Annotated in this window: 22 protein-coding genes and 1 pseudogene; 13 read left to right on the forward strand and 10 right to left on the reverse strand. The window is 69.9% G+C overall.

Translation table 11 applies throughout. The features are described 5' to 3' along the window. Window positions 1-45: 45 nt before the first annotated feature. Entirely contained in the window at window positions 46-462 is a 417-nt protein-coding gene (locus G3N18_RS10940; protein WP_196384298.1) for an OsmC family protein, read from the reverse strand. 107 nt (window positions 463-569) lie between these two features. On the opposite strand from G3N18_RS10940, the gene G3N18_RS10945 reads away from it, so the two are divergent. From G3N18_RS10945 to G3N18_RS10965, 4 genes are all read left to right on the forward strand, one after another. Further along, window positions 570-1,322 (forward strand): methionine ABC transporter ATP-binding protein, encoded by a 753-nt coding sequence (locus tag G3N18_RS10945; RefSeq protein WP_338038503.1) that lies wholly within the window; start codon window positions 570-572, stop codon window positions 1,320-1,322. Continuing rightward, entirely contained in the window at window positions 1,319-1,990 is a 672-nt protein-coding gene (locus tag G3N18_RS10950) for a methionine ABC transporter permease (protein ID WP_338038504.1), read from the forward strand. Before G3N18_RS10945 ends, G3N18_RS10950 begins: the two co-directional genes overlap by 4 nt. Before the next feature lie 27 nt (window positions 1,991-2,017). Beyond that, entirely contained in the window at window positions 2,018-2,833 is an 816-nt protein-coding gene (locus tag G3N18_RS10955) for a MetQ/NlpA family ABC transporter substrate-binding protein (protein ID WP_196384300.1), read from the forward strand. 266 nt (window positions 2,834-3,099) lie between these two features. Next, window positions 3,100-3,630, forward strand: coding sequence for a thermonuclease family protein (locus tag G3N18_RS10965; RefSeq protein ID WP_196384301.1), 531 nt, complete (start codon window positions 3,100-3,102; stop codon window positions 3,628-3,630). 12 nt (window positions 3,631-3,642) lie between these two features. On the opposite strand, the gene G3N18_RS10970 is transcribed toward G3N18_RS10965, so the two are convergent. Next, window positions 3,643-4,308, reverse strand: a complete 666-nt coding sequence (locus G3N18_RS10970) for a response regulator transcription factor (protein WP_141381380.1) — start codon at window positions 4,306-4,308, stop codon at window positions 3,643-3,645. A 142-nt stretch (window positions 4,309-4,450) separates the two neighbouring features. Here G3N18_RS10970 and G3N18_RS10975 point away from each other — a divergent pair, with 142 nt between their 5' ends. Both G3N18_RS10975 and G3N18_RS10980 read left to right on the forward strand, forming a co-directional pair. After that, entirely contained in the window at window positions 4,451-4,738 is a 288-nt protein-coding gene (locus G3N18_RS10975) for a GlsB/YeaQ/YmgE family stress response membrane protein (RefSeq protein WP_196384302.1), read from the forward strand. A 125-nt stretch (window positions 4,739-4,863) separates the two neighbouring features. After that, entirely contained in the window at window positions 4,864-5,358 is a 495-nt protein-coding gene (locus tag G3N18_RS10980; RefSeq protein WP_196384303.1) for a MarR family transcriptional regulator, read from the forward strand. 3 nt (window positions 5,359-5,361) lie between these two features. Here the strand turns inward: G3N18_RS10980 and G3N18_RS10985 are convergent, their stop codons facing one another. After that, window positions 5,362-5,838 carry a MarR family transcriptional regulator gene (locus G3N18_RS10985; protein WP_196384304.1) on the reverse strand — a complete coding sequence of 159 codons (477 nt, stop codon included), beginning with the start codon at window positions 5,836-5,838 and terminating at the stop codon, window positions 5,362-5,364. 196 nt (window positions 5,839-6,034) lie between these two features. Between G3N18_RS10985 and G3N18_RS10990 the strand changes: the two genes are divergently transcribed. Next, window positions 6,035-6,190, forward strand: coding sequence for a hypothetical protein (locus G3N18_RS10990; RefSeq protein WP_196384305.1), 156 nt, complete (start codon window positions 6,035-6,037; stop codon window positions 6,188-6,190). A 46-nt stretch (window positions 6,191-6,236) separates the two neighbouring features. On the opposite strand, the gene G3N18_RS10995 is transcribed toward G3N18_RS10990, so the two are convergent. The 3 genes from G3N18_RS10995 to G3N18_RS11005 form a co-directional block, all read right to left on the reverse strand. Continuing rightward, the gene (locus G3N18_RS10995) at window positions 6,237-6,974 is read right to left on the reverse strand and encodes a DsbA family protein (RefSeq protein WP_196324299.1); all 738 of its coding nucleotides are present in this window, start codon (window positions 6,972-6,974) and stop codon (window positions 6,237-6,239) included. Window positions 6,975-7,055: 81 nt separating this feature from the next. Further along, window positions 7,056-7,427 carry a histone-like nucleoid-structuring protein Lsr2 gene (locus G3N18_RS11000; RefSeq protein ID WP_196384306.1) on the reverse strand — a complete coding sequence of 124 codons (372 nt, stop codon included), beginning with the start codon at window positions 7,425-7,427 and terminating at the stop codon, window positions 7,056-7,058. 31 nt (window positions 7,428-7,458) lie between these two features. Further along, the gene (locus G3N18_RS11005; protein ID WP_196384307.1) at window positions 7,459-8,313 is read right to left on the reverse strand and encodes a LuxR C-terminal-related transcriptional regulator; all 855 of its coding nucleotides are present in this window, start codon (window positions 8,311-8,313) and stop codon (window positions 7,459-7,461) included. Window positions 8,314-8,442: 129 nt separating this feature from the next. On the opposite strand from G3N18_RS11005, the gene G3N18_RS11010 reads away from it, so the two are divergent. Further along, complete coding sequence (locus G3N18_RS11010) at window positions 8,443-8,793, forward strand: DUF485 domain-containing protein (protein WP_196384308.1); 351 nt, start codon at window positions 8,443-8,445, stop codon at window positions 8,791-8,793. Further along, the gene (locus tag G3N18_RS11015) at window positions 8,790-10,439 is read left to right on the forward strand and encodes a solute symporter family protein (RefSeq protein ID WP_206693166.1); all 1,650 of its coding nucleotides are present in this window, start codon (window positions 8,790-8,792) and stop codon (window positions 10,437-10,439) included. The genes G3N18_RS11010 and G3N18_RS11015 overlap by 4 nt, the downstream gene beginning before the upstream one ends. Before the next feature lie 84 nt (window positions 10,440-10,523). On the opposite strand, the gene G3N18_RS11020 is transcribed toward G3N18_RS11015, so the two are convergent. Continuing rightward, entirely contained in the window at window positions 10,524-11,102 is a 579-nt protein-coding gene (locus G3N18_RS11020; protein ID WP_196384309.1) for a methylated-DNA--[protein]-cysteine S-methyltransferase, read from the reverse strand. A gap of 195 nt (window positions 11,103-11,297) precedes the next feature. On the opposite strand from G3N18_RS11020, the gene G3N18_RS11025 reads away from it, so the two are divergent. Beyond that, the gene (locus G3N18_RS11025) at window positions 11,298-14,993 is read left to right on the forward strand and encodes an AAA family ATPase (protein WP_196384310.1); all 3,696 of its coding nucleotides are present in this window, start codon (window positions 11,298-11,300) and stop codon (window positions 14,991-14,993) included. A gap of 209 nt (window positions 14,994-15,202) precedes the next feature. Here G3N18_RS11025 and mscL read toward each other — a convergent pair whose 3' ends face one another. From mscL to G3N18_RS11040, 3 genes are read right to left on the reverse strand one after another with little or no spacing between them, the layout of a single operon-like run. After that, window positions 15,203-15,622, reverse strand: coding sequence for a large conductance mechanosensitive channel protein MscL (mscL, locus tag G3N18_RS11030; RefSeq protein ID WP_196384311.1), 420 nt, complete (start codon window positions 15,620-15,622; stop codon window positions 15,203-15,205). A gap of 35 nt (window positions 15,623-15,657) precedes the next feature. Then, the gene (locus G3N18_RS11035) at window positions 15,658-15,927 is read right to left on the reverse strand and encodes an FmdB family zinc ribbon protein (protein ID WP_196384312.1); all 270 of its coding nucleotides are present in this window, start codon (window positions 15,925-15,927) and stop codon (window positions 15,658-15,660) included. A 27-nt stretch (window positions 15,928-15,954) separates the two neighbouring features. After that, the gene (locus G3N18_RS11040; RefSeq protein ID WP_196384313.1) at window positions 15,955-16,551 is read right to left on the reverse strand and encodes a 5-formyltetrahydrofolate cyclo-ligase; all 597 of its coding nucleotides are present in this window, start codon (window positions 16,549-16,551) and stop codon (window positions 15,955-15,957) included. Window positions 16,552-16,625: 74 nt separating this feature from the next. Here G3N18_RS11040 and galU point away from each other — a divergent pair, with 74 nt between their 5' ends. From galU to G3N18_RS11055, 3 genes and pseudogenes are all read left to right on the forward strand, one after another. Next, window positions 16,626-17,504 (forward strand): UTP--glucose-1-phosphate uridylyltransferase GalU, encoded by an 879-nt coding sequence (galU, locus tag G3N18_RS11045; protein WP_196384314.1) that lies wholly within the window; start codon window positions 16,626-16,628, stop codon window positions 17,502-17,504. Window positions 17,505-17,524: 20 nt separating this feature from the next. Continuing rightward, a complete protein-coding gene (locus G3N18_RS11050) occupies window positions 17,525-18,139 on the forward strand; it encodes a GNAT family N-acetyltransferase (protein ID WP_196384315.1) in 615 nt (204 codons plus the stop codon). A 125-nt stretch (window positions 18,140-18,264) separates the two neighbouring features. Next, window positions 18,265-18,613, forward strand: a pseudogene (locus G3N18_RS11055) (large exoprotein); the annotation flags it as partial.

An 18,613-nucleotide genomic window follows, 5' to 3' on the forward strand; every position in this document is an offset into this window, starting at 1 on the left:
CCGGGTGACGTCGGCGGGCAAGGCGTCCGACGTTGGCAGCGGGATCTACGGCGCCGAATACGGCTCCGCGTGTGCCCTCACCGTCGTTGCCTCGCGCAGCAGCTTCGATACCGGGCACCGCGCCTCCGCGGCGGCGAGGAGCTCTTCGGTCTCGGCCATGCTCCCGCCCTCGAGGGAGAGATAGGCATCCAGGTGAAACTCGAACCCGGGGCCGGGCTCGGCATCCATCAATGCCACGTCGACGCGCACGGCTGTGCGGGCGGCGCCACCGTAGATCACCTGCGCGGTCGCGTTGAGGCACGTCGCCCACGCGAGGGCGAGGAGCTGCTCCGGGTTGGATGCCGCGGGGTCGAGGTCGGCGCCGAGCGGTGAGGCCACCGGCACCGCCATGCCGCCGACGACCCGGCTCCAGCCGTCGCCGCCGTCGGTGTTGATGATCTCGGTCCGGTACCTCACGCTCATTGCTCGATTATAATTAGACGCGGTACAAGAACAGCTCTGCACTGGTCGCCGAAGACAGCCGAACGAAAGAAGCGCACGACGAGATGGCGACACCTGGCACTGCCGTTGTGGAATTCGCGGACGTCACGAAGGCGTTCGGCGATCATGCGGGCGAGCCGCCCGCCCTCCGAGACATCACCCTGAGGATCGACCGCGGTGAGGTCTTCGGGGTGATCGGCGAGAGCGGCGCCGGCAAATCGACGTTCCTCCGATTGATCAACGGGCTCACCTCGCCCGACACCGGAACGGTCACGGTGCTCGGTGAGCGGGTCGCGCGCCTCGGGCGCGGCCAGCTCCGCAACCTCCGCCGCGACATCGGGGTCGTGTTCCAGAGCGTCGACCTGCTGAGCAGCCAGACGGTGCGGCGCAACGTCGCCCTGCCGCTGCGCCTGCGGCGTCGCACGGGCGCAGCGTTGTCGCGCGCCGAGGAGCGCGCGGCCGTCGATGAGGTCCTCGATTTCGTCGGCCTCGCCCACCGCGCCGATCACTACCCCGCGCAGCTGAGCGGGGGAGAGAAGCAGCGCGTAGGCCTCGCGCGCGCCCTCATCACCCGCCCGTCCCTGCTGCTGTGCGACGAGCCGACGTCGTCGCTCGACACCTCCACCACCGCCGACATTCTCCGCGTGCTCGACGGCGCGCGCACGCGCTACGGCACGACCGTCGTCGTGATCACCCACGACCTCGACGTCGTCAAGGCGATCTGCGATCGGGTGGCCCTGCTCGAACGCGGCGCGCTCCGCGAACTGTTCCGCATCCGCAAGACCGACTACCGGACCCTCCCGAACTACTACGACCAGGTCAAGCGGGAGCTCCTGTCGTGACCTGGCTCACCGACCTGCTCGCCGACCACGGCGACGACATCCTCGAGGCGCTCGCCGAGACCGGGTACATGCTCCTCGTCTCGCTGGCGGCAGCTGTGATCATCGGGCTGCCGCTCGGCGTCACCGTCTTCCTCACGCGCGCGGGCGGCTTCGCCGAGAACCGCACGCTGTGGCGCATCGCCAATCTCTACATCAACATCGTCCGCTCGTTCCCGTTCCTCCTGCTGGTGGTCTTCCTCATCCCGTTCACGCGGCTCGTGATGGGCACGACCTTCGGCACCCAGGCCGCGACCCTGCCGCTGTGCGTCGTGGCGGTCGCGATCTACGCGCGCCTGGTCGAGCAGATCCTCCTCGAAGTGCCACCGGGCATCTCGCGCGTCGCGACCGCGATGGGTGCGACCGTCCCGCAGGCGGTCGGGCAGTACTTCCTCCCCGAAGCGCGCTCCGGGCTCGTCTACGCGCTCACGTCGGCCGCGATCAGCCTGCTGTCGTACTCGACCGTCCTCGGGGTGGTCGGCGGCGGCGGCATCGGCGACTTCGCCATGCGCTACGGCTACCAGGAGTACAACGACGCGCTGATGTACCTGACCATCCTCATCATCATCGTCTGCGTGCTGCTGATCCAACTGATCGGCCATCGCATCTCCGTCCGTCTCGACCACCGCTGACCTGCACACCCCTTACGAAGGAACCCCATGCGAAAGATCCACATCTCCGCCCTCGGCATCGCCCTGGCATCCGCCGTCCTGCTGTCCGGCTGCGCCGCCCCGAGCGGGGGAGCGGATGCCGCCTCCACCGAACCGGTGACGCTCAAGGTCGCGGCGGTTACGTCGCCCATGACCGACGTCGTCGAGGCCGCGGCCGACGCCATCGAAGACGGGTACAAGATCGAGCTGGTCGAAGTGTCGGACTACGTCCTCTCGAACACGATCCTGCAGGCCGGCGACGTGGACGCGAACTTCTCGCAGCACGTGCCCTACATGGAGTCGTTCAACGCCGGCAACGACGGCACCCTCGTGGGCGTGCAGCCCGTCTACGACTTCATCATCGCGTTCTACTCCAAGACGCTCGACGACATCGCCGACCTGCCGAACGGAGCGACCGTCGCGATCCCCGACGACCCCTCCAACACCGACCGGGCGCTCAAGCTCCTCGCCGACGAGGGCATCGTCACCCTCGACCCCACGATCGACCCGTACACCGCGACCCCCGACGACATCACCGGAAACCCGAAGAGCCTCGAGTTCTTGCAGGTCGCGATCCCGCAGCTGAACGCGGCCTACGACGAAGCCGATCTCGTGTTTCAGTGGCCCTCGCACGTCGCGGCGCTCGGCCTCAACCCGCACGACGACGGACTCATCACCGAGCTCGACGACAGGTTCGCGCTCAACCTCGTGGTGCGGTCGGAGGATGCGGACTCGGCAGCGACCGCCGCGCTGAAGAAGGCGTTCACGAGTGACGAGGTGCGCGAGGTCATCGAGGGGAACGGCACGATCACCGTCGCCTTCTGACACTGTCGGGGGTGCGCCCTACGCTTCTGGGCATGCCCACGCTCGACGACGTCCGTGCGATCGCCGGGGCGCTCCCCGGGAGCGAGGAGCGGGCAACGACGGGCGGTGCCGCCAGGTTCGTGCGCGTGAACCCAAGGTCGCGTTCCGCATGGCCGCCGTCGACGCCGACCACCTCGTCGAGCTCGTCACCGAGGCGTGGATGGTGCAGGCGCCGAAGTATCTCCGGCGCGAGTTCGACGCCGCCGCCGAGCGTGAACTCTGAGCCTATGCGCGCGCGACGAATCCGGGTTGCCGCGCTCGCCGTCGCGCTGGCCGTCGCGGCATCCCTCGCCGCGTGCGCCCCGGCGAGGGTGCCGGATGCCGCGTCCATCGCAAGCCCGACGGTGGACGTGGTGGCGACTCTCGAGGAGATCGTCGACGGCGATACCGTCGAGACGAGCGCAGGCACGGTGCGCATCATCGGGATCGACGCACCCGAGCGCGGTGAGTGCGGCTACGACGTAGCGACGGCGCTCGTCGCGACGCTGGTGGGCCCCGGAGATCCGATCACCCTGGTGCTCCCGGAGGGGCAGAACCCGGAGGATCGCTACGGGCGGCTCCTGCGCTACGTCGACACGACGGGCGGCGTCGACGTGGGGTCGGCGGTGCTCGGTGCCGGCCTGGCTGTCGCCCGCTACGACTCGACCGACGGGTATCCCGCCCATCCCCGCGAATCCGACTACCGTGCCGCGCAGACGGCAACGCTCTCGGCCGACGGCTCCGTGGTCACGGCCGACTGCCGAGCCGCTGCCGGGTGACCGCGGTGTGGATCACGGGCCGCCCAGCCAGTGATCGATGCGGTGCGTGTCGGGGGTGAACCCGTGGCGCACGCCGTAGAGCACCGCCTGGGTGCGGCTCGTCGCGCCGATCTTGCGATAGACCGACCGGATGTAGGACTTCACCGTGTTCGGGCTCAGGTAGGTGAGCCGCGCGATCTCGGCGTTGCTCTTGCCCTGCGTGATGAGCGCGAGGATCTCCGATTCGCGGTCGGTGATGCCCTCGCGCTTGCCCGGCCAGTCGAGGCCCGGCTGGCTGGGTGCGCGCCGGCTCTGATCGTTGAAGATGCGTGCGCCGGCGTGCACGGCCTCGATCGCCGTGACCAGCTCTGCGGCGCTGAGGGTCTTCGACAGGTAGCCGTGCACGCCCTGGTTGCGGGCGATCTCGATGAGATCGGGATGGAAGTTCCAGGTGTAGACGACCACCCGGCGCGCGCGGGGATTGCGCAGCAGCTCGACGATCTCGACGTGGTCGGCTTCGGGCTGGGCGAACGAGTCGTACAGCACCACGTCGACACTGTCGCTGACCGGGGCGTTCGCGTCGATCTCAGCGACGATCACCCGATCGCGGTAGTCGTCGAAGAGATGGGCGAGGCCCTTCAGTACGACGTCGTAGTCGTCGACGAGGGCGACCGTGATGGGCCGGGCGGGAGAGGGCATGCGTCAGCTTTTCACCCTCAGGGGTGTTATGCCACACCCTGAGGGGTGGTTGACTTAGATTGTTGCCGCCACCCAACGGCGGCCGGCGCATCGCCCGATGCCCGACCCCGCGCCCACCCGGCGCACAGCAGAGGAGCATCACATGTTCGGACTCATCATCAGCATCATCGTCATCGGCTTGATCGCGGGCTTCATCGCCCGCGCCGTCATCCCCGGCAAGCAGGACATGAGCATTCTCATGACGATCGTCCTCGGAATCGTCGGATCGTTCGTCGGCGGCTTCCTCGGATATCTCATCTTCGGCACCGACAACGCCGACGGCTTCTTCCAGCCGTCCGGCATCATCGGCTCGATCATCGGGGCGATCATCGTCCTCCTGGTCTACGGCGCCGTCCGCGGACGCGGCACCTCCACGCGTCGCCGCTCCTGACCTGCCGCGGCGCGACGAGCGCGCGACAGTGACCGCTTCCCCGGCTCCTCGCGGGGTCGGGGATCGGTCGCTGCCCGGGTACGAGTGGCCCCGGGAGCCGGCGGCACCCGTCAGAATTGTTCTTCGTGACGGGGGAGAAGGAAGAGCACTCGGCATACTGGTATGCCGACACCGACGACGCGAGCAACGCCGCCGTCCTGCAGGCGCTGCGCAGCTATCGCGCGGCGGAGACGGCGATGCGTCGCCGCACGCAGCAGTCGATGGAGATGGGCGAGAAGGAGCTGCTCGTGCTCCGCTTCCTCGCTCGCGCGAATGCCCGGGGCGAAGACGTCACCCCCGCGCACCTGGCGCGGTACCTCGGCATCACCTCGGCCTCGACGACGGCGCTGTTCGATCGGCTGGCGAAGAGCGGCCACATCACGCGCACACCGAATCCCGGCGATCGCCGCAGCGTGCTCATCGCCGCGAGACCCAAGGCCGAGGACGAGATACGCGACACCCTGGCAGCCATGCACGGGCGCATGATCGACGTCGTCCGCCCGATGACCTCCGCCGATCGCGCGAGTGTCATCGGCTTCCTCCGCGCGATGCAGGAAGCCGTCGACGAAATCGACCGGTGAGGGTCAGCGCGCCGGACTGAGCTCGGCCGTGGCGTCGGCCGCGTCGGCGAGCGACGAGAAGAACGAGATCACATCGCGACGCTGATCGGGGCTGAGATCCTCCATGAGGCCGGCCAGGCGCGCTTCGAAGACCTCATAGGTCGACGCGATGGCATGCTCGGCATCGTCGGTGACCGTGATGAGGATGCTGCGTCGATCTTCGGGATTGCTGCCGCGCACCACCATGCCGGCCTTCTCGAGCCGGTCAAGGAGGGCCGTGGTGGATGCCGAACTGATGCCCAAGTGCCGGGCGATCTCACTCGGCTTCACGTGGTGGGCGTCTTCGCGCTCGCGGAGGAGGAAGCGGAGGATGGCGAGCTCGTTCTCGCTCAGCCCGGTGCGGCTGCGTACACGCGCCAGCATGGCAGTGTCGGCGGCCCGGAAACGCTCGTATGCGCGCAGAACAGCATCGACGGTCTGCACGTCGTCGAGGTCGGTCATGGACACCTCCGGCCGATGTCGGCACGTTGATTGGCTACTTGCTGCACTTACTATACACCCGATGTGTATCTCGCTTGATTAACTACTTTTTCTTGTGAGTAACCTTTCGGCAGAGCAATAACGACCAGAAGGAGCGCAGCAGACATGGGACGTCTCTACTACGGCAACACCACCGACGGGATCGAGATCCCCGACCGTGAGCTCGCCCGAGGCATCCGTCGTGCTCTGGGGTGCGCAGGACACCGAGCACGCCCGCATCCACGCGTCCGACGAGTCGGTCGACCCGGCCGAGCTCGAGCGGATGGTCGCCTCGCAGGTGCTGCTGCTGCACCGCCTCGCCGAGGCGGGCTGAGCCGCCGGGTCACGGCGTCCGGGTCAGCGCGTCGACCCCGCCGGCGTCAGTTCTGCGCGGCGTCGATCGCCGCCTGCAGGCGACCGGTGAGGTCGTCGGCGGACAGGTCGATGACCGTGCCGTTCACGACGAGGATCGGCACCCCCGAGACCACCTGCGAGGTGCCGTCGATCGTCGCGCCGAGCCAATGCTGGTTCGATGCCGAGACCCACGGGCCGAAGCGGCGCGAGGCGACGGCGTCGGAGATGTCCGAGGTGACCCCCGCCTGCTGCGCGAGCGCGACGATGTCGTCATCGGTCGGGTGCGAGGTGCCGTCCGCGAGGGTCTGGTGCTCCTGCAGCAGCGCGTAGAACGCGGGCAGACGGTCGTTCTCGCCCGCGTCGCTCACCGCGGCGAGGGCGCTCGCCGCGCGCGTCGACCAGTCGGTGTCGTCGCCGTGCTTGGTGCTGACGAAGTTCAGGGGATGGATGACGAGGGTCGCCGTGCCCGCCGCGACGGCGTCGGCGATGAGGTCGCCGGTGGCCAGCTCGAGCTGCCGGCAGTAGGGGCAGGACAGGTCGGTCCACAGCTCGATGCGTGCCGAGCCGTCGCCCGCGGGGAGGCCGTACCCGTCGGCGTGCGCGGGTGCGACGACCGCCGCGTCGCTCGTCGACGCGGTCGGCGACGTCGTCGGAGCGTCGCCCGACGCCGCGGAGCATCCGGCCAGCGAGCCGCCGGCCGCGAGCACGACCGCGAGCGTCGCGGCGGAGAGGAAGGTGCGGGCGGGGGAGCGGTGGCGGAGCATGCGAGTCCTCACTGTGGTCAGACCACGACGATAGCAGAGGAGCCCGTGCGTCGTCTGAGAGCGATGCCCGGCCGCGAAAGCTCAGTGCGCGGCGTCGTACGCCTCGAGCACGGGCGCCGGAATCCGGCCGCGCTCCGAGACGGTGTAGCCGTTCTGCGCCGCCCACTCGCGCACCGGCGCATAGTCGCGCTGCCCGGAGCGCTTCTGCCGCCGCGCGCCGCCCGAGCTGCCCGAGCTGCCCGACCCGCTCCGGCCGCCGGCGCGGGCCGACACCGAACGGGCGGCCGCGATGAACGGGGCGAGGGCGTCGCGCAGGGCCGCGGCGTTCTCGTCGGTGAGGTCGATCTCGTAGGCGGTGCCGTCGAGAGAGAAGAGGATCGTCTCGCCCGAGCCGACCTCGAGGACGGTGCCGTCGAGATCGTCGACGAGCTGATGCACGATTTTGCGAGCCATGGGCAGAGCCTAGCGAGCAGCGCGCGTCGCGTCAGGGTAGGAGGCCCGCCCGGCGCGCCTTCGCGACCGCCGCGTGGCGGGTCGAGGCATCCAGCTTGGCCATCGCCGACTGCAGGTACGACTTCACCGTGCCCTCGCGGAGGGTGAGCGTCGCCGCGATCTCGGCGTTGGTCTGCCCGAGCGCGGCGCACGCGAGCACGTCGGTCTCGCGGGGCGACAGGCGCACGTCGAGCTTCTCGATCTCGGCCGCGCCGCCCTGCGAGAGCGTCGCGAGGCGCGACTCGATGTCGGCGAGCCGTCGGCGGATGCCCGGGTCGCCGACCTCGGCGCCGATGCGGCGGAGCTCGGCGTACGCCTCGCGCAGCTCTTCGCGCGCGGCGACGTCGAGGGCGGGGGTCTCGGCGGGAGCGGGCAGGAGGCGGAGCCGACGACCGACCTCGTCGCGCACGCGCAGCTCGGTCGCGAGGTCGGACGCGACCTGCAGAGCGGTGCGCGCCGTCGTCTCGCCGAAGGGGGAGCGTGCCCACGATCCGCAGTAGAGGACGCCCCGGGGCCGGCCCGAGACGAGCACCGGCACGGCTAAGAGCGTCGAGATGCCCTCGCCGAGCACGGCGCGGTCGTAGTCGTGCGTGATGTTGCGTGACGAACGGTAGTCGAGCGCGAGCCGCGGACGGCGCTCGACGAACGCCCGGCCGCCAAGGCCGCGCGTGGGCTGCACGACGAGCCCCGCGAGCGACGAGGTGCGGTTGCCGACGACGCTCTTGACGTCGATCGCGCCGTCTCGTTCGAAGCCGCCGAAGGCGACGGGCAGGCCGGTGCGCGTCGCGAGGTCGCCCACCGCGCGGGTCATCAGATCGTCCTCAGACGCGAGGCCGACTGCTGACATCCTGCGCTACCCACTTCCGGGGGTGACGACCGCGTCACCCGGTTTCGTAGCGTCGACGATATCACGCGGCCGATCTACGACGACCGGCCGCGGGGGCGCATGCCCCGTCCCATGAGGCAAGGAGGCCACATGTCCGGATCGTCCACCGACGCCAGCACTCCCGGCGGCGTCGACTACATCGCTGTCGAGCAATCGGCGTCGTTCGTCGAGCTGAAGCGGCGCCATCGCAGCTTCGTCTGGCCGCTGACCATCGCGTTCCTCGTCTGGTACTTCGCGTACGTGCTGCTCTCGTCGTTCGCGGCGGAGTTCATGGGCACGCGCGTGTGGGGCGACATCACGATCGGCCTGCTGCTCGGCCTCGGCCAGTTCGTGACGACCTTCGCCATCACGATGGCGTACGTGTCGTACGCGAACCGCCGCGTCGACCCCCTCTCGGCGGAGATCCGCGGCGAGCTCGAGAAGCAGGAGGCGAAGGCATGAGCGCGCTCGTCGGCACGGTGACTGGGGCCGCGCCCGCCCCGGTCTTCGCCGCAGCGACGGCGACGGCGGAGAACAACCCTGTCCTCAACATCTCGATCTTCGGCGCGTTCGTCGCGGTGACGCTGTTCATCGTCATCCGCGCGAGCCGCAACAACAAGACCGCCGCCGACTACTACGCCGCCGGCCGCTCGTTCACGGGCCCGCAGAACGGCTTCGCGATCGCGGGCGACTACCTCTCGGCGGCCTCGTTCCTCGGCATCGTCGGCGCCATCGCGATCAACGGCTACGACGGGTTCCTCTATTCGATCGGCTTCCTCGTGGCGTGGCTCGTCGCCCTGCTGCTCGTGGCCGAACTCATGCGCAACACGGGCAAGTTCACGATGGCCGATGTGCTGTCGTTCCGGTTGAAGGAGCGCCCCGTCCGCATGGCGGCTGCGATCACGACGCTCGCGGTCTGCTTCTTCTACCTGCTCGCGCAGATGGCGGGTGCGGGGGGCCTCGTGTCGCTGCTCCTCGGCATCCATGAGCAGATCGGCCAGTCGGTCGTCGTCGCGGTCGTCGGCGTGCTGATGATCGTGTACGTGCTCATTGGCGGCATGAAGGGCACCACGTGGGTGCAGATCGTCAAGGCGTTCCTGCTCATCGGCGGCGCCATCGTCATGACGATCTGGGTGCTCGCGATCAACGGGTTCGACTTCAACGCCCTGCTCGAATCCGCCGTCGCCGCGTCGGTCACCGACCCGAAGGACGCGATCCTCGCCCCCGGTCTGCAGTACGGCAAGAACCCGTGGGACTTCATCTCGCTCGCGATCGCGCTCGTGCTCGGCACCGCGGGCCTGCCGCATGTGCTGATGCGCTTCTACACGGTGCCGACCGCGAAAGAGGCGCGCCGTTCGGTGGTCTGGGCGATCTGGCTGATCGGCCTGTTCTACCTGCTCACGCTGGTGCTCGGCTACGGCGCGGGTGCGCTCGTGGGCGCCGACGTGATCAAGGCCGCCCCGGGTGGCGTGAACTCCGCAGCGCCGCTGCTCGCGCAGGCGCTCGGCGGTCCGCTGCTTCTCGGGTTCATCTCGGCGGTCGCGTTCGCGACGATTCTCGCGGTGGTCGCGGGTCTCACGATCACGGCCGCGGCGTCGTTCGCGCACGACATCTACGCGAACGTCGTGAAGAAGGGCAAGGTCGCGCCCGACGGCGAGGTCAAGGTCGCCCGTCGCACGGTGATCGTCATCGGCGTGCTCGCGATCCTCGGCGGCATCGGCGTGCAGGGGCAGAACGTGGCGTTCCTCGTGGCGCTCGCCTTCGCCGTGGCGGCCTCCGCCAACCTGCCGACGATCCTGTACTCGCTGTACTGGCGCCGGTTCACGACGCGCGGCGCGGTGTGGAGCATGTACGGCGGCCTCGCCGCGGCGATCATCCTGATCGTCCTCTCGCCCGTGTTCTGGGGCACCGAGACGAGCGTCTTCAAGAACGTCGGCACCGCCATCTGGCCGCTGAACAACCCCGGCATCGTGTCGATCCCGCTGGGCTTCTTCCTCGGCTGGCTCGGATCGGTCACGTCCACCCGCAAGGAGGACCCGCGGAAGGCCGCCGAGATGGAGGTGCGCTCGCTCACCGGCTACGGCGCCGAGAAGGCCGTCGACCACTAGTCACCGGCCGCACTGCGCCCGGGCGACAGCGGCCCCCGGATCCCCCCAGCGGATCCGGGGGCCGCTCGCTCCTCCGCGAGCGGCCTACACGCTCGCGGAACCCTCGTGGCCGCCCGCGCGGCGAAGGACCTCCTCTTCGAGATCGAGGAGGAAGCGTTTGCGCTCGGGGTGTCCGCCGTACTCGCCGATCGAGCCGTCGCTGCGGACGACCCGATGCGCGGGCAAGATGATCGAGATCGGGGTGCGCGCGCACGCCGTTCCCACGGCGCGGTTCGCCCCGGGGCGGCGGGCCGCCACGGCGACGTCGGCATACGACGCCACCGCGCCGTAGGGGATCTCGCAGACCGCGTCGAGCGCTGCGCGGGTGAAGCCGTGGACGCCACGGAGGACGAGGGCCACATCGAAGGCGCGCAGCTCTCCGGCGAAGTACGCGTCGAGCTGAGAAGTGACCGGGGCGGTCGCCGCGTCGTCCGGGGTCAGTCGCAGTCCGAGGTCGTCGGTCAGGGCGGCGAGCACGTCCTCGCGCGCGCCGAGCCGCACGTCGAGCAGCTGCAGGGCGGCCAGGCCCTCGCCGGTGACGACGACGAGCGCCTGGCCGATCGGTGTCGGGTGCACCGAGAACGCGGCGAGGCCGGCTCGCTGCGAGCTGTTGCGCGAAGTCATGTCTGCCATGATGGCGTGCGGCGCGCGCTCGTTCGGTGCGCACCAGGCGATCTGTGCACACCCGCCGAGAACCCGTGGTTGGGGAGGAGGCGGCGACGAAGACGCAGACAATCGCGCGAAACCCCGCGCGCTGGCGCGCATCCTGCCGTGACGGCGCCTAGGGTGTCGAGTGTGTGGCGAGGAGACGGCGGCGCCGTGCGAGGCGAGAATGACGCCGAGCACGCGCACTCGGTGACCCCAGCAGACCTCGATTTTTCCGAGCCCGGCGTGGTCGTCACGCACGTGGCAGAGGCCGAACGCACGCGGCTGCGCGAAGAGTCGGCGCACCTCGGCGGGCGCTCGACCCTGCTGCACTACACGGATGCCGGTGACGCCGGCATCGACATCACGAAAGCCCACCCGGGCAGCCTGCCCCAGTTCATCACGGGGCGTTCGACGCTCCTGTCGAACCTCTTCCGCGACGAGGTGGCCCTCCGCACGGCGCGCCTGGCGGCTGAGCGGATCGCCGCGAAAGACGTCGAGCTGCGCACCTCGCGGGGGCTCGACACCGTGCACCTCGCGGTCGCGATCGCCGCATGGCGGATCGGCGGCGTCTCGTACGCGGCGCCGGTGCTGCTGCGCCCGCTCGCCATCCGCCGGCACCACCTCGACTTCGACCTCAAGCTGCACGGCTCGTTCACGGTGAACCCCGAACTCGTCGCCGCCGCACGCACGCACTTCGGCATCTCGCTCGACGGGCGAGCTCTCGCCGAGCTGGCCTACGACGGCGGCGTCTTTAAGCCGCAGCCGGTCATCGACCACCTGCGCGCCCTCACCGCCCATGTCGACACCTTCACGGTGCTGCCGAGACTCGTCGTGTCGACCTTCGCCGACGTGGCATCCGACATGGTGCGCGACGCCGCCGACCTCGACCACCCGGTGCTGAACGCGCTCGCCGGGCACGCGTCCGACCGCGACGAGCTGACCGTCGTGCGGCCGCTGCCCGCGCTCGTCAGCGCCGACGAGCGCCCGCCGGCCTCCGACCGCCTGCTGCTCGACGCCGACGCCGAACAAGAAGCCGTGCTCGCGCGCATTCTCGCCGGTCAGTCACTCACGGTGCAGACCCTTCCGGGAACCGGCGGCACGCAGACCGTGATCAACGCCGTCGGCGAGCTCGTACGCGCCGGCAAGCGCGTGCTCGTCGTGAGCGCGCGCCGCTCTACCCTCGAGGGTGTGCGGCACCGCCTCGCCGGCATCGGCCTGCCCGGGCTCGCGGTCTCGCCCACGCGCCTGCACCGCGACCTCATCCGCGCGATCGGTCGCAACGAGAAGGCCGAGCAGCCCAAGGTCGCCGACGTCGACGACGCCCTCGTGCGGCTGCGCACGGTGCTGCGCGACTACCGCGACGCGCTCACGCAGCGGCATCCGCAGCTCGGCATCTCGCCGCTCGAGGCGCTCCGCACCCTCACCACCATCACGGCCCGCGAGCCGCAGCCGTCGGCCCAGACCCGGTTCGACCTGCGCACCCTGCAGGCGCTCAGCACGCGGCGCGCCGAGGCGGCGCAGGCGCTGGCCACGGCCGCGGGGCTCGGCGAGTTCCGCTTCGGACCCGACGACTCACCCTGGTACGCCGTCGCGTTCGCCACGACGCAGCAGGCGCGCGACGCGCACGCGCTCGCGCAGCGTCTGCACCGCACCGAGGTGCCCGCGATCGTCGAGCGCGGGTACGAGCTGATCGCTCAGACCCGCATGCGCCCGTTCACGACGATCACCGAGCTCGGCGCCTACATCCAGCTGCTGCAGGGCATCCGCGCCTCGCTCGACAAGTTCAGCTTGACCGTGTACGAGCGGCCGCTCGGCGAACTGATCGGGGCGTACTCGGCGCGGCGCGACGCCCCCGAGATGTCGGGTGCGCAGCGCCGCCGTCTCAAGCACCTCTCGCGCGAGTACGTGCGCCCCGGCATGCACGTCACCGACATGCACGAGGCGCTCCTGCGCGTACAGCAGCAGCGCGCGCAGTGGCAGCAGCTGGTCGAACCAGGCGTCCTCCCCGAGGTGCCGATCGGGCTCGACGACGTCGCCGCCAGCTGGCAGCGCGTGAACGCCGACCTCGCCGCGCTCGACACCGCGCTCGGGCGGACCGAGCCGCTGGCATCCCTCCCCATTCCGCACCTGCTGCGCACCCTCGCCGGTCTCGCCGCCGAGTCGGCCGTGTTCGACAACCTGGTCGAGCGGGCGACGCTCCGCGGGCGCCTCGCCGAACTCGGCCTCGAGCCGCTGCTCACCGAGCTGTCGGTTCGGCACGTGCCCGAGAGCGACGTCGCGGCCGAGTTCGAGTTCGCCTGGTGGCAGTCGGCCCTCGAGGCCATGCTGCGCACCGATCGCGCGCTGCTCGGGGCGAACACCTCGGTCGTCGATCGGCTCGAACGCGACTACCGCCTGGTCGACGAGGCGCACGCCGGTTCCGCCGGGCCGCTCCTGGCTGCCGAGCTCGCGACGAAGTGGAAGATCGCCGTCGTCGATGAGCCCGCCGAGGCGACGGCGCTCCGGAACGCGCTGCGGTCGGGGGCGACCACCCCGGTCGAGCTCTCCCACGCGGCCCCGACGCTCATGCGCACGCTCGCCCCCGTGTGGCTCGCGTCCCCCTACGAGGTGCCGTCGATTCCGGCTGCGCCGCCGTTCGACGTCGTGATCATCGCCGACGCCGCCGCGCTCTGCCTCGCCGAGGCCGCCCCCGCGCTGCGGCGTGCGCGGCAGGTCGTCGCCTTCGGCGACCCGGTGACGCAGCGCCCGACCCCGTTCCGGGTGGGTTCGGGCGACCCGCAGCCCGAAGACCGTGCCGACGACGTCGATTTCGACGACGTCAGCGTCTTCGAGCGGCTCGCCGAACTTCTGCCGACGGAGACCCTCACCCGCAGCTACCGCGCCGGCGGCGAAGACCTCGCCGAACTCGTCAACACGGCCTTCTACGGCGGACGGCTCGTCTCGCTGCCGTGGGCCGGTTCGTACCTCGGCCGCGGCAGCCTGAGCGTCGACTACGTCGAAGGCGGCACGGGAGCGCCCGACCCGATCACCGGTGCCGTCGAGAGTCCCGACGCCGAGGTTGCGCGCGTCGTGACGCTCGTCGTCGAGCACGCCGTCAACCGGCCGAACGAGACGCTCATGGTCGTCACGGCGTCGCGACGGCATGCCGAACGTGTGCGCGCCGCGGTGGCCTCGGCCTTCGCCGGCCGCGCCGACGTGGCCGACTTCGTCGGGCGCGACACGGCCGAGCCGTTCGCCGTGCTGGGCCTCGAAGACTCGGTGGCCGAGAGCCGCGACCGTGTCGTCTTCTCGCTCGGGTTCGGACTCACCAAGCACGGCCGCGTGCTCAGCGACTTCGGCGACCTCTCCGGCGAAGACGGCGAGCGGCTGCTCACGGTCGGCATGACCCGCGCGCGCCGCTCGATGGTGATCGTCTCGTCGATCCGCCCGTCGGCGTTCGACGAGGGCCGGCTCGAATCCGGGGCATCCACCCTCATGTCGATCCTCGGCGGCATCGCCGCGCGCGACCGCGAAGCCCGCCTCGAAGACCTCGCCGACCCGCTCACGCTCACCCTCGCACGCCACCTGCGCGCGCGCGGCGTCTCGGTCGACGTCGATTACCGCGGTCAGCTGCCGATCGTGGCGCAGTACCGCGGCAAGGCCGTCGTCGCCGAGAGCGATTCCGACACCGTGCGCGACACGCTGCGCGAGACGTTGCGGCTGCGCCCGCAGGTGCTGCGCCGCCTCGGCTGGCACTACATCCGCGTGCACGCCTTCGATCTGTACAGCGACCCGTCGGGTGTCGCCGAGCGCATCGCCGCGATCCTCGGTATTCCCCCTGAGGGGCCCGCGAACCACGCGGCCACCCAGCCGATCGATGTGCCCTGACGACACGGATGCCCCGCGCCAGCGCATCGTGCGTGTGCGCGGTTCGCGCCGGGCGAAGCTGACCCCCGTCGCGGGATCAGACCCCGATCCCGAGCGCCCCGTCGGCCGAGACCACGATGCCCCGGCGGCCCCGCGTGAGGCGGCCGGGGCATCGGGACCGAACGACGATCGTCTTCGCAGAGACGTTCCGCCGCACTACTGAGCGTCGGTCACTTGAGGTCGAGGTTCTTGCGTTCTTCGAGCAGGTCGCGGATCTGGATGAGCAGTTCCTGCTCGGTCGGCAGCGGCTCTTCCTTCGTCTGGTCGACGCCGGCCTTCGCGGCCTGGCGCTCCTTCCAGGTGTTCATCGGGTAGACGAACACGAGGTAGACGACCAGCGCCGTGATGAGGAACGTGATGATCGCGGTGATCAGGTTGCCGATCGGGAAGGTCACCTCGCCGTACAGGCCCTGCACGGTGAAGCCGATGTTGCCGCCCGCGTCCTTTTTCATGAAGAGGGCGAGGACGGGGTTGATGATCGCCTCTACGACCGTGTTGACGAGCGCGCTGAACGCCGCACCGATGACGACCGCGACGGCCAGGTCGATGACGTTGCCGCGCAGGATGAAGTCTTTGAAACCTTTGAACATGTGGGTGCCCCCTTGGTCTCCGGCCTCAGCCGGTGTCAGGATTCCGACGATGCGGGCGAGGACGTTGCCTCGGACTTCGATGATGTCGGACCGGGCGCGTTCCCGCCACCTGCCGCGCCGGAGCCGCCCGCGCGTGAGTCGGTGCGGTAGAAGCCCGACCCGTTGAAGGTCACACCCACGGAGCCGTACTGCTTGCGCAGCGTGCCGCCGCAGACGGGGCATTCGGTGAGGGCGGCGTCACTGAAGGACTGCACGGCGTCGAAGCGGTGCCCGCACTGCGTGCAGGCGTAGGCGTAGGTGGGCATGGATACCTCGGTTTCGCGGGGGACGGTTCAGCGCGCCGAGCGGACGAGCGTGACGGTCTGGGTGGGGGTGACGACGCCGGTGACGGCCTGGTCGTGCAGGTCGCGGGGCACGGCGTCGACGAGCTCGGAGTCGAAGATCACGGCATAGACGGGCGGGCAATTCTCCATCGAGCCGATCGTCTTGTCGAAGTATCCGCGGCCCCAGCCGAGGCGCATGCCGGTGCGGTCGACGGCTGCGGCGGGGATGATCAGGAGGTCGACGTCGTTCACGGCCGACGGGCTCAGCACCTCGCCGACCGGCTCGGGCACGCCGAACAGGCCCTCGGCGATGTCTCCCGACGGATCGGCGACGGCCCAGTCGAGCAGGCCGTCGACGCGCGTGATGGGCAGCAAGACACGGATGCCTCGTGCCGTGGCATCCGTGATGAACTCGTGCGTCCCCGGCTCGGTCGGCGTCGACAGGAAGCACGACACCGAGCGGGCGCCGATGCTCGCGACGAGCGCGTCGAGCTGGGCTTTCACTCCCGCGGCGGCGGCCGCGCGCACAGCCTCGGAGTGCTGCTGGCGGCGTTCGCGCAGGTCGGCGCGCAGTGCGCGCTTCGCGTCGTCGATCGCATCGGGCATGGTCCGATTGTAGGTGTCGCCATCTCATATGGAACGCCGATGTGATGGCAAGGAGGCCGCGCTATGTTGTGTTCATGACCTCCTCCCGGATCAAAGCCGTCATTCCCGCGGCAGGCCTCGGTACCCGATTCCTCCCCGCCACGAAGGCGATGCCGAAAGAGATGCTGCCGGTCGTCGACAAGCCGGCGATCCAGTACGTCGTCGAAGAAGCGGTCGCCGCGGGCGCCGACGACATCCTGATCATCCTCGGGCGCAACAAGAACAACATCTCGAATCACTTCGACTCGGTGCCCGAGCTCGAATCGAACCTGACGAACAAGGGCGACCTCGAAAAGCTCCGCCGCGTGCAGGCCTCGACCGAGCTGGCCGACATCCACTTCGTACGCCAGGGCGAGCCGAAGGGCCTCGGCCACGCGGTGCTCCGCGCGAAAAACCACGTCGGCGATTCCACGTTCGCCGTGCTGCTGGGTGACGACCTCATCGACGAGCGCGACCCGCTGCTCGAGAAGATGATCGACGAGAACGAGCGCACCGGGCTCACCGTCATCGCGCTGATGGAAGTCGACCCCGACCACATCCACCTCTACGGTGTGGCGTCGGTCGAAGAGACGGACGACCCCGACGTCGTGCGGGTCACGGGCCTCGTCGAGAAGCCCGCGAAAGAAGACGCGCCCTCGAACTACGCCGTCATCGGACGCTACGTGCTCGTGCCGGGCGTCTTCGACATCCTCGAGCGCACCGAGCCGGGCAAGGGCGGTGAGATCCAGCTGACCGACGCGCTGCAGGAACTCGCGACGACCGACGGTGTGCTGGGCGTCGTGTTCCGCGGTCGCCGCTACGACACCGGCGATAGGGTGGACTACATCAAGGCGATCGTGCAGATCGCCTCTGATCGTGACGACCTCGGCCCGCAGCTGCGCCCGTGGCTCAAGGAGTTCGCGGCGCAACTGTAAGCCAGCATGAGGGAGAGTCGGTGGACCTGACGGTGCCGCGCCAGCACGGGCGCATCTCCATCCGGCTCGTCAAGCAGCGCGACGCCAAGACGCTGCAGAACGAGTTGCTGTCGAACCGCTCCTGGTTGCGGCCGTGGGAAGCCACGAACCCCGACGGCGCCGTGTCGTTTGACATGCGCCTCGGCATCCGCCGCCTTCTGCAGCAGTACCGCGACGGCGCCGGTGTCCCCCTCGTGATGGAGTACGACGACGAGGTCGCCGGGCAACTGAACGTGTGGGGCATCGCCCGCGGCTCGCTGTCGTCGGCGACGATCGGCTATTGGGTGAGCGAGCGGTTCGCCGGGCGCGGGATCACCCCGACGAGCGTCGCCCTCGCCACCGACCTGTGCTTCACCGAGCTGGGCCTTCACCGCATGGAGATCTGCATCCGCCCCGAGAACCAGGCGAGCCTGCGGGTCGTCGAGAAACTCGGCTTCCGCTACGAGGGACTTCGGCGCCGGTTCATCCACATCGCGGGCGACTGGCGCGACCACCACGCGTTCGCGCTCGTGCGCGAAGACGTTCCCGAAGGGGTGCTGGCGCGGTGGGTGCGCGGCGAGGTTCCGCAAGGCGCCGGGGAGCTCCCCGGGGTCTGACGCCGGGCTGCTCGGCGTGGTTCTGAGGCTGACTCGGGGCCGTCGAAACTTAAAGTTCGACTCGAAGGTCAGACACGCGGGAGGGATGCCGCGGCTCGCGCCCCCTCGGCCCTACCGTGGACCCCATGGGTGGCCAGGTTCTCGGCGGTGGTGTCATCGTCCTCGTCGCAGTCGTGCTGTGGCTGGTGTACCTGCTGCCCTCGTGGCAGGGGCGTCACCAGTTCTACGCGGCTGAGCGGAACGCGGTGCGGCTGAACCAGGCGCTCCGGATCCTCGCCGAGACGAGCGAGACCCCGCAAGAAGTGCGCTTCGAACTCAACGCCCGCACGGCCCTCGCCCAGCAGCGCCTCGCGCGTCAGGCGCAGTCGGAGCGCGAGCACGCCGAGCTGCAGCGCGCCCGCGCCGAGTTGTCGCTCACCAAGCTGCAGGCGCGCGCCGACGCAGCCGCCGCGCGCGAACGTGCGGCCGCCGAGG

Source organism: Microbacterium paulum, from assembly GCF_015707995.1.
Taxonomy (GTDB): Bacteria; Actinomycetota; Actinomycetes; order Actinomycetales; family Microbacteriaceae; genus Microbacterium; species Microbacterium paulum.

Bases quoted from the DNA above. Each gene is read 5' to 3' on its own strand.
- G3N18_RS10940 (WP_196384298.1), bottom strand. From the start codon at position 462: ATGAGCGTGAGGTACCGGACCGAGATCATCAACACCGACGGCGGCGAC.
- G3N18_RS10955 (WP_196384300.1), top strand. From the start codon at position 2,018: ATGCGAAAGATCCACATCTCCGCCCTCGGCATCGCCCTGGCATCCGCC.
- G3N18_RS10965 (WP_196384301.1), top strand. From the start codon at position 3,100: ATGCGCGCGCGACGAATCCGGGTTGCCGCGCTCGCCGTCGCGCTGGCC.
- G3N18_RS10970 (WP_141381380.1), bottom strand. From the start codon at position 4,308: ATGCCCTCTCCCGCCCGGCCCATCACGGTCGCCCTCGTCGACGACTAC.
- G3N18_RS10975 (WP_196384302.1), top strand. From the start codon at position 4,451: ATGTTCGGACTCATCATCAGCATCATCGTCATCGGCTTGATCGCGGGC.
- G3N18_RS10985 (WP_196384304.1), bottom strand. From the start codon at position 5,838: ATGACCGACCTCGACGACGTGCAGACCGTCGATGCTGTTCTGCGCGCA.
- G3N18_RS10995 (WP_196324299.1), bottom strand. From the start codon at position 6,974: ATGCTCCGCCACCGCTCCCCCGCCCGCACCTTCCTCTCCGCCGCGACG.
- G3N18_RS11000 (WP_196384306.1), bottom strand. From the start codon at position 7,427: ATGGCTCGCAAAATCGTGCATCAGCTCGTCGACGATCTCGACGGCACC.
- G3N18_RS11005 (WP_196384307.1), bottom strand. From the start codon at position 8,313: ATGTCAGCAGTCGGCCTCGCGTCTGAGGACGATCTGATGACCCGCGCG.
- G3N18_RS11010 (WP_196384308.1), top strand. From the start codon at position 8,443: ATGTCCGGATCGTCCACCGACGCCAGCACTCCCGGCGGCGTCGACTAC.
- G3N18_RS11015 (WP_206693166.1), top strand. From the start codon at position 8,790: ATGAGCGCGCTCGTCGGCACGGTGACTGGGGCCGCGCCCGCCCCGGTC.
- G3N18_RS11020 (WP_196384309.1), bottom strand. From the start codon at position 11,102: ATGACTTCGCGCAACAGCTCGCAGCGAGCCGGCCTCGCCGCGTTCTCG.
- mscL (WP_196384311.1), bottom strand. From the start codon at position 15,622: ATGTTCAAAGGTTTCAAAGACTTCATCCTGCGCGGCAACGTCATCGAC.
- G3N18_RS11035 (WP_196384312.1), bottom strand. From the start codon at position 15,927: ATGCCCACCTACGCCTACGCCTGCACGCAGTGCGGGCACCGCTTCGAC.
- G3N18_RS11040 (WP_196384313.1), bottom strand. From the start codon at position 16,551: ATGCCCGATGCGATCGACGACGCGAAGCGCGCACTGCGCGCCGACCTG.
- galU (WP_196384314.1), top strand. From the start codon at position 16,626: ATGACCTCCTCCCGGATCAAAGCCGTCATTCCCGCGGCAGGCCTCGGT.